Origin of the sequence: Armatimonas sp. (assembly GCF_031410135.1) — a bacterium.
Lineage (GTDB): Bacteria > Armatimonadota > Armatimonadia > Armatimonadales > Armatimonadaceae > Armatimonas.
The window spans coordinates 1-8,601 of the sequence record NZ_JANNYP010000440.1 but is presented as its reverse complement, the minus strand read 5'-3'; the positions used below and the strand labels follow the sequence as shown (position 1 = coordinate 8,601).

The window sequence follows — 8,601 nt, the reverse complement described above, 5'->3', positions numbered from 1 at the left end:
CAGCTTTTGCTTTGACAATAAACTCCAGGGCCTCGGTTTTCTTACCCTGCGCGGCGAGAATCTGCGCGTGGTAGGTGGCAGCAAGGCAGAGCGTTTTTGGGTCGGCCTTTCCCACACACTCCGCGGACATATCGGCGGCCTTCTGCTGCACGGCGGCATCTTTACTGGAGCGGGCAATCGTCAGCAGCGTGTTGCACCAGTCCTCCGGCCCCACTCCATCCGCGCTGTGCATCTTCGCCTCGACAACTTTCAGGGCAAATGCGGCGTTGGGGCGAACCGCCATGGAGATTCCCATGGTAAGAGCACGCGACGCATTGGGAGAGAGCCCGACAATGGCGGAGTCGAAGGCGGCCATGTCCCCCGCTTTGGCCGCTTCGACCACGGCGAGTTGTGCTTTTTGCTGCGCGGCGGCCTGTGCCTTGGTGGCAGCCGCCTCGGCGTCGTACTTGGCCTTGGCAGCCGCGACATCCCACGTGCCTGCCGTGATCTCTTCAAGCGGCTTGTCCATCTGCATCGGGTGGCCGATCCAGGCGACCTTACCCTGTTGGTTTACGATAAAAGCACAGGGAATCCCATTACGACCCGCCGCGCGCATCCAGGTGGTGGCAATCGTGTCTTTTTCGTCGTCGAGCGCGATGGTGTAACGCATCTTGGTGTCGTTGTCTTTGATGAACTTGGCCACACGCTCCACATGCCCGGCATGCTTTGCTTCTTTCTCGCCCGGCTGGTTCCGATCCCAGGTGTTCACGCTAATAAACGTGGCTTTACCTGCCATCTTGTCTGCCATGTCGCTTAAGTGCGGGAACGAGGCGATACACGGGCCACACCAAGTGGCCCAGAACTCGACCACATAGACCTTGCCTTTCTGAAAGGCTTGTGTGGGCTTGCCCTTAGCCCAGCCTTCGGGTGCGAAGGCTGGTGTGGGGTCGCCAATTGTCAGGGAGGGGGTCTGCGCTAGGGCAGCCGTGCAGAAAAGCGCGGTGGCAGCGGCAGTCAGGGAGAGGGAGCGAAGTGTTTGCATAGCGCATTATACCTAATAATCCCCACAAAAACTCAGGTACAATGCGGCCTATGAAGCCTCTTTTTCGCGTCGGTGCAGCGCTACTTGCTGCGCTGGCACTCACTCTCCCCACGCTGGCCCAGGATAAGATCAAGCTAGTGGTCTGGGGATTGCAGTCGGGTAAAGAGACCTCCGGACTCGATGCCCAGATCGCAGAGTTTGAGAAGCGCAATCCGCAGATTAAAGTCTCGAACCTCTCGATGGGTGCGGGGAGCATGAACCCGCAGAAGCTCATGACCGCCATTGTCGGCGGCGTCCCCCCCGATGTGATCTCCCAGGATCGGTTCACGATTGGCGACTGGGCGAGTCGGGGGACATTCGAGCCTCTGGATGATTTTCTGGCAAGCGAGAGTGGCCCGGAGGCAGTCAAAGCGGAGGACTTTTACCCCGCTGCCTGGAACGAGGCGGTCTATAACGGTAAGGTCTACGCCATCCCGACCGGCATTGACGACCGCATGCTGATGTACAACCGCAAGCTCTTTCGTGAGGCGGGGCTCGATCCCAACAAGCCCCCCAAGACCTGGGACGAGCTGCGCGACTATGCCAAGAAGCTGACGAAGTACAATGCAGATAAGACCTACGCCAGCATTGGCTTTATTCCCAACTACGGGAACTCCTGGCTCTACATCTACTCCTGGATGAACGGAGGCTCGTTCATGAGCCCCGATGGCAAGAGCTGCACCCTCGCTGCCCCGGAGAATGTCGCTGCGCTGGGCTATATGAAACAGCTCTACGATGACCTGGGAGGCTGGAACAAGGTCAGTGTCTACCAGTCCGGCTTCCAGGGCGGTGAGCTAGACCCGTTCTTTACCGGAAAAGTGGCGATGGTCATCAATGGCGACTGGGTCATGGGCAATGTGGCCCGCTACGCCCCGGACTTAGACTTTGCCATCGCCCCACCGCCGTCCCCCCAAGAGCGCATCGCGCACACCAGGCGCTTCTCCCAAGACAAAGACGACCATATCACCTGGACTGGCGGCTACTCGCTGGCGATTCCCAAGGGAACCAAGCACCCCAAAGAGGCATGGAAGTTTATTCAGTTTCTCTCCAGCGAAGAGGGCTACCGTATCTACAACAAGGCGCAGAAAGCCTACAACGAGAAGATCGGGCGGCCCTATGTCTTTCGGCTCTCGGCCAATAAAAATATCAATGGGATGCTCTTTCGGGAGTTCTCGCCCGCCAACGAGCGCCTCGCCGGTGCTCTCAAAGCCTACAGTGATATGCTCCCCCACGCTCGTTACCGCCCGGTGACCTTTATTGGGCAGAAGCTCTGGGATGCCCATGTGCGTGCCTTCGAGCGTGCCTGCCAGGGAGCACAAAGCCCCGAGGCCGCCCTTCAGGAGCAGCAAGTACTTGTCCAGAAAGAGCTGGACAAGGCCTTTGCCCGCGAGAGCCTGCCGCTCTTTAACTGGACACCACCGGTGCTGGTCTGTGCCGTTCTGGGACTACTGGGGGTGGGCTACGGGGCGTGGCGTGGGCAGAAGCTTGTCGGCAAGAGCCGCATGGCACGGCAAGAGGCGCTGGCGGGCTGGCTCATGGCCGCACCGTGGATCGTAGGGTTCTTGGTCTTCACCCTCGGCCCGATCCTCACGTCGCTGATGCTGGCCTTCACCGACTACGACGTGCTCCACCCCGCACGCGCTGTCGGGCTGGGCAACTTCAAGGAGCTCCTCACCGACGACCGCGAGCTGCTGATGAAGGCTATCGGGAACGCGACCTATCTCTCGCTCTTTGGCATTCCGCTCGGGATGGTGACCGGCCTCTCGATTGCGCTGCTGCTCAACCAAAAAGTGAAGGGGATGAACTTCTACCGCACGGCGTTCTATATTCCGAGTATCGTCCCGGCGATTGCCAGCGCGGTGCTCTGGGTATGGTTGCTGGCAGGCGATCCCAACAAGGGGCTGATCAACGCTCTCTGGAAAGAGACCTTCACCGCGTGGTTTGGCTGGACTCCTCCCGGCTGGTTTGGCGTCCCCGAGTGGGCAAAGCCCGGATTAATTGTCCAAGGCTTGTGGGGCGCAGGCGGCGGGATGATCCTATGGCTGGCGGGCCTACAAGGCGTGCCCCAGAGCCTCACCGAGGCCGCACTCATAGATGGTGCCAACACGTTCCAGCGCTTCCGCCACGTGACACTCCCACTCCTCTCGCCCTACATCTTCTTTAACCTGATCATGGGCACGATTGGCGCACTACAAGAGTTCGACAGAGTCTACGTCATCGGCGGCGGCGACGGCGGCACGGGCCCGCTGGACTCGCTTCTCGTGCCCGTACTCTATCTGTTTAATAATGCCTTTCGCTACTTCAAGATGGGTTACGCCAGCGCCATCGCCTGGGTAATTTTTATTATCATTCTGGGCCTGACGCTGGTCCAGTGGCGGCTGCAAAAACACTGGGTGCACTACGAGGTAGACAAAAAATGACTCTGATGCTTTCTTATTTTTCGACCCCATCCCCTTTTTCGAACCCATCCCCCCGGGCCCCTTCCCTCTACGAAGGAAGGGGAAGAGGGAAAGGGGGAGCACAGAGAGGGTTTTCTACCCTCCCTGCCCTGAGGGAGGGTGGCGTAGCGAGGAACGAGCGGAGCCGGGTGGGTTCGAGCCAGGTGGGTTCGGGACGGGTGGATTTACAATGAACGCTTTTCTCTGGCTTCTCGCGATTATCGCGATCATCACCGCGCTTATCTACGGCATCAGTGTGATTGTTGCGGCGGTGCGGGTTCGTAATCTGGCGGCAGCGACGGTCACAGCAGCGGTGCTGGCGGCAATGCTCGCTGTTACGCTTCTGGTGCGCTTTGCGCCGGTGAGCCTTGCTCTGGGCATCGTCGTGGCGCTTGGGAGCGCACGCTGGCTGAGAGCTCTCACGCGCAATGCCTCACATGCAGGCGAGCTAACCCGGCTCTCGGCGACGCATCTGGCGCTTTTAGTGGGCTCGTTTATGTTCATGGTGCCCTTTGCGTGGCTGCTCTCGACCTCGCTCAAGGCCGACGATGAGCAGGCGGTCTTTCCCCCTGTCTGGATTCCCACGCAGCACCGGACTACCGATCTCCTCAAGATGAAGGACGGTAAGCCTGCCCGGCTCTCGCAAGCAACCGCAGGCGACTATGCCGGAATGCTCGTTGCCGAGATTGAAGAGCTACCCGATGGCAAGATCATGGTCAAGCCCATGATCAACGAGAACGCGGTCCAAGGCATGGCCCCTCCCAAGCCCATGACGCGCTCGGAGCTGACCAAGCTTCGCCATGTCGCGCCCAAGTGGGAGAACTACTCCGAGGCACTGGCGTATCTGCCGCCCGATACATACTACGGTCTGACGTTTCTGGGCAACACGCTCTTTCTGACCCTGATGAGCGTCCTCGGGACACTCCTCGCCTCCTCAATGGTCGCCTACTCGTTTGCGCGGCTCTCCTGGCCGGGACGCAACCTTCTTTTCGGAGTATTGCTCGCCACAATGATGGTGCCCGGTGCTGTCACTCTGATGCCACAGTTCCTGATCTTCCGTAGCCTCGGCTGGGTAGACACTCTCAAGCCGCTCTGGGTGCCTGCGTTCTTTGGCTCGGCGTTTAATATATTCATGCTCCGCCAGTTCTTTCTCTCCATCCCCGGTGAGCTGGAAGACGCGGCCAAGATAGACGGCTGCGGCCCCTTTGGAGTCTACTGGCGCGTGATGCTGCCGCAAGTAAAGCCCGCGCTCGCCGCGATTGCGATCATGGCCGTGATGGGTGCGTGGAACAACTTCCAGGGGCCGCTGATCTATCTCAGCTCCGCGGAGCACATGCCACTGGCCTACGGGCTCCAGCTCTACCAGCAGCAGCACGGCGGCGAGCCCGGCCTACTGATGGCAGCGTCCACCATGGTCGTCATGCCGATCATCCTTCTCTTCTTCTTCACCCAGCGCTACTTTATCGAGGGCGTGAGCCTCACCGGACTGGGTGGCCGATAAAAAAATCCTGCCCCGCTCCTAAATCTATCCACTTTGTCCGAAAGAGTAAGTATGAAAACGCTTTTTGGTTCGCGGCAGGGCTGGGTAGGAATCTCCACAGTGCTCATGCTGGCGGCGCTGATCACGGAGCGCCTGACGCACCCGCTGGCCGCGACGCTCTTTGATGTGGCCTCAGATTTCTTTAGCTTGCTGGGTGTGCTTTTGCTCACCTTCACGCCCATTGCTCTGGAGGTGCTGATCAAGCGTGGGAAGAGTGAGGAGGCGGTGCGCTGGGGCCGCGCTCTGGGTGGCGTGGCGCTGTGCTTTGCGTGGCTGCTGCACCTGATGATGTGGCCGATCTACTGCATCGCGTGGGGGGGACTCGTCGCCGGGCCACTTATGACAGTGGCAAGCTTTAGCACCCGCTCGGGTGCAAAGCTAGATGAGTCGCTTCAGTTCTGGCTCTACGGTTTTCTGGCCTACGCACCGCTGGTCGCCACGATTGTTCTGCTCTGCCAGCAGGCATTTCTTAAGACACTCACGGATAACCTCGCTCGCTCGCGGCGGATCTACTGGCTCTCGCTCACGGCGGCGGCGGTGGTCTTTCTGCTGCGCCCCGCCGTGATGGGCTACCATATCCGCCAAGCCCTGAGCACCAAGAGCGATGCCCAGCGTGAGAAATCGCTGACTCTTCTACGGCTTTTTGGTGCGGAGTACGACCTGCGGGTGCGTGCGTTCCGCAGGCCCCCCACCTACCCAATGTTTCTCGCAGGGGGCGGCATCTTCACCAGCGAGATCTTCGGATCGCGCTGGGAGACGCCCGACGAGGCGCGAAAAGTTTACTTCCTGATGACGGGCACTCCGTTTAGCAAGGCCCCGACGCCTCCTGCACAGAAGAGCCTGTTGGATCAGAACGACCAGCTGCAGATCGAGGAGACTGGCGGTGAGCGAGTTGGCTCCACGGTAAACGGCCTCAAGCTCTCCCTCTCGGAGCGCGAGGTGCGCTACTCGCCCAGCACTCAGACGGCGCAGACCCACTGGACACTGGCTTTTGAGAACACCACAAGCGAGTCGCAAGAGGCCCGCGCGACGATCACCCTTCCCGAAGGTGCGGTGGTCAGCGATGCCTGGCTCTGGATCAACGGCGAGCAACGACCGGCAGCCTTTGGGGGAAAAGCCCAAGTCCGTGCCGCCTACCAGGAAGTTGCCGTCGTGCAGCGCCGCGACCCCTTGCTCGTCACCTGCACCGACCCGCGCCGCGTGCTCATCCAGTGCTTCCCGGTGCTTCCTAAGAAGTCCATGCAGATCCGCCTGCAGCTCACACAAACGGCGCTGGATGGCAAGCTGACTCCTGCCCAGCTCACCGAGGTCAACTTTGAGCAGCCCAAGACGACGGTGGAGCGCACCAAGGTCAATGGTAAGCCCTGGAGCGGCGAAGCGCTGGCCGTCGCGCGGCTCGCCCTGCCCGCTGGGCTGCTACAAAAAGCCGCGCCCACGGTTGGCCCAAGCGATGTGATCGTTGCCGTGGATACGTCGGCGAGTGTCGGAGAGAAGATCGAGATCACCAAGTTCATCGCCGCGCTCAAGACGCTCCCAAGCGGCTCGCGAGTGAAGTTTGTTAATACCCGAATCGAAAAAGGAGAGGAGAGCGGCTGGACCGACGCGGCCCAAGTGACGGAGAGCTTCCTGCGTTCCCAGCGCTTTGTGGGTGGCGTAGACGCGGTGCCCGCTCTCAAGCGCCTAAGTCAGCCAACCGAGCGCCCGACAACAATTCTCTGGCTCCATGGCCCCGTTCCTCAAGAAGCTGTCTCACCCCAGCCACTCCTAGAAGCCCGTAGCCTGCACCAAAACACGCCGTCGCTGGTCGGTCTGCTCGTTTCTCCGGGCCAAGATGTGGTCATGGACGCGCTCGCCACCGACAAGCGCATCCATACCCTAGAGGGAACCGACTGGCCCGCCGCCGTTCAGCGAGCCGCCCAAGCCCAGGCCCCCCCCGCCCCCAATAATGGGGGAGCCAACGCGCCCTTGGGGGGACGGGAACCCGCACTTGGGGGCATCTACCTCGCCCCTAACGCCGATGCGGATAGCCAGACCGACTGGGCACGGCTTGCCGCCACCAGCCGCGTGCTCCGCGCCTGGTACACCGGCTACGACCAGGATGCCCTCGCCAAGGCAGCGGCACGTCGCCGCCTCATCACCCCCCTCTCGGGTGCCGTCGTGCTGGAGAGTCTTGAGCAGTACAAGCGCCACGGCCTCGATCCCAATAGCGGCCAGCCCCAGTCCGGTGCCCCCGATGTTGCCACCGCCATCGCCCCCGAACCCGGAACCCTCGCCTTTGTGAGCCTTGGCGGGCTGATCTTTCTAGCACGTCGCCGAAGAAGGTAGGGATCTCTGGCTCACCTCCTCCCGTTATCGGGAGGAGGGGTTGGGGGAGGAGGGCGCTGGGACGAAGACGAGCCAGTCGGCTTCAGATTTGAACTCAGCGGGGTCAGCCTTGCGCACATCGGGTACGGGTACGGCTTTCACCAGCGCGAGCTTTGTGCCCATTGGCCGTTTAAAGTGCGTCCGCGCCGCCGTGCCCATTCCCCCATCGGAGTGGAAGCTGCCATTCACATGGTAAACCACGTGGCCTTTGTCCAGCGCTCGCACAATCGTCTCGGCCATTGTGTCGTCGCGGAGGCACTGGGCTTCGTAGATACTGCGGAGCCGCGCCTCACTCATGGCGGGGCCGTGGCTAGCTCCCATCCCGGTCATCGTGGCGTAGAACTTCGTCTGATAGGCATCCCCCAGCGACGCGGTGATGGTAGCGGCGATCAGAGGCTTCTCGGCGGGCGTGAGGCCCTCCAGACCGGCGAGGCCCTTCTGCCCAACCAAACGAACGTATTTATTGGGCGCATTGGAGCCAAATACGGCGAGCTTGTTGGCCTTGGCGTACTCCACCATTGCGCGGTAGTCGGTCGGGTAAGTCTTCCAGAGAGTGACGGCTTTGGCAAACGCGGCTTCGTCGATCTTGCCCGCCAGATAGTCATCCAGGCCCGGCTGACCGTCACGCTCGATCATCTCCATCGCCAGAGCTAGTTTAGGCCCAATTTTTTTATGCAGCTCCGCAAAGAGCCGCGCTTCCAGCTTATGCGTCTCCGGGTCGTCGTGTTGCTCGCCGACAAAGATCGCATTGGCCTGCGCCAGCCGCCCCGCCAAATCCCGCCAGCGTAGGCCCCGCCCCGTCGCCGCCTCGACCACCCGCCAGTTATCCGTCTCATCACGCATCATGGCAACATGGTACCTGAAAGTACCTAAGCGTAGGTCACAAAGCCACGGCAGAGCACTTCCCAGTGCCCCCGTCGTCGTGTCAGGACATAGGCAGCATCGGATGAGTGAAAGAACTCAGGGAAAAAGAGGGTCAGAACGGCATACTGGCCATCGTTTGTAAAACCCGGTGCACTCGCATGGAGAGGATAGTTTGCTTGGTAGGGCTTAGCGTGCCCTCCTCGCTCTTTGATGCGGATAATCTTAATCTTCGGATGCTGAGGATGATAGTGCGCGAAAATGCCCTGCTCTTTTTTTCGTGCCGTAAGCTGTGTGGTAGCCTGCCCTACTGCACGCCGCTCGGTCGCAGAGAGCTT

Annotated in this window: 6 protein-coding genes; 3 read left to right on the top strand and 3 right to left on the bottom strand. The window is 60.7% G+C overall.

The features are described 5' to 3' along the window. Positions 1 to 1,021: TlpA family protein disulfide reductase (locus tag RMO15_RS16215; RefSeq protein ID WP_309714487.1), on the bottom strand; the 1,021-nt coding region annotated here is incomplete at its 3' end. A gap of 50 nt (positions 1,022 to 1,071) precedes the next feature. On the opposite strand from RMO15_RS16215, the gene RMO15_RS16210 reads away from it, so the two are divergent. From RMO15_RS16210 to RMO15_RS16200, 3 genes are all read left to right on the top strand, one after another. Then, positions 1,072 to 3,480, top strand: coding sequence for an extracellular solute-binding protein (locus tag RMO15_RS16210; protein ID WP_309714486.1), 2,409 nt, complete (start codon positions 1,072 to 1,074; stop codon positions 3,478 to 3,480). 208 nt (positions 3,481 to 3,688) lie between these two features. Further along, a complete protein-coding gene (locus RMO15_RS16205) occupies positions 3,689 to 4,999 on the top strand; it encodes a carbohydrate ABC transporter permease (protein WP_309714485.1) in 1,311 nt (436 codons plus the stop codon). Positions 5,000 to 5,050: 51 nt separating this feature from the next. Continuing rightward, on the top strand, positions 5,051 to 7,363 hold the full coding sequence (locus RMO15_RS16200; RefSeq protein WP_309714484.1) for a VIT domain-containing protein: 2,313 nt from the start codon (positions 5,051 to 5,053) through the stop codon (positions 7,361 to 7,363). Positions 7,364 to 7,387: 24 nt separating this feature from the next. Here the strand turns inward: RMO15_RS16200 and RMO15_RS16195 are convergent, their stop codons facing one another. Together RMO15_RS16195 and RMO15_RS16190 are read right to left on the bottom strand one after the other, a co-directional pair. Beyond that, a complete protein-coding gene (locus RMO15_RS16195) occupies positions 7,388 to 8,248 on the bottom strand; it encodes a ChaN family lipoprotein (protein ID WP_309714483.1) in 861 nt (286 codons plus the stop codon). A 23-nt stretch (positions 8,249 to 8,271) separates the two neighbouring features. Further along, the coding region (locus tag RMO15_RS16190) for a hypothetical protein (RefSeq protein WP_309714482.1) at positions 8,272 to 8,601 on the bottom strand (330 nt) is incomplete at its 5' end.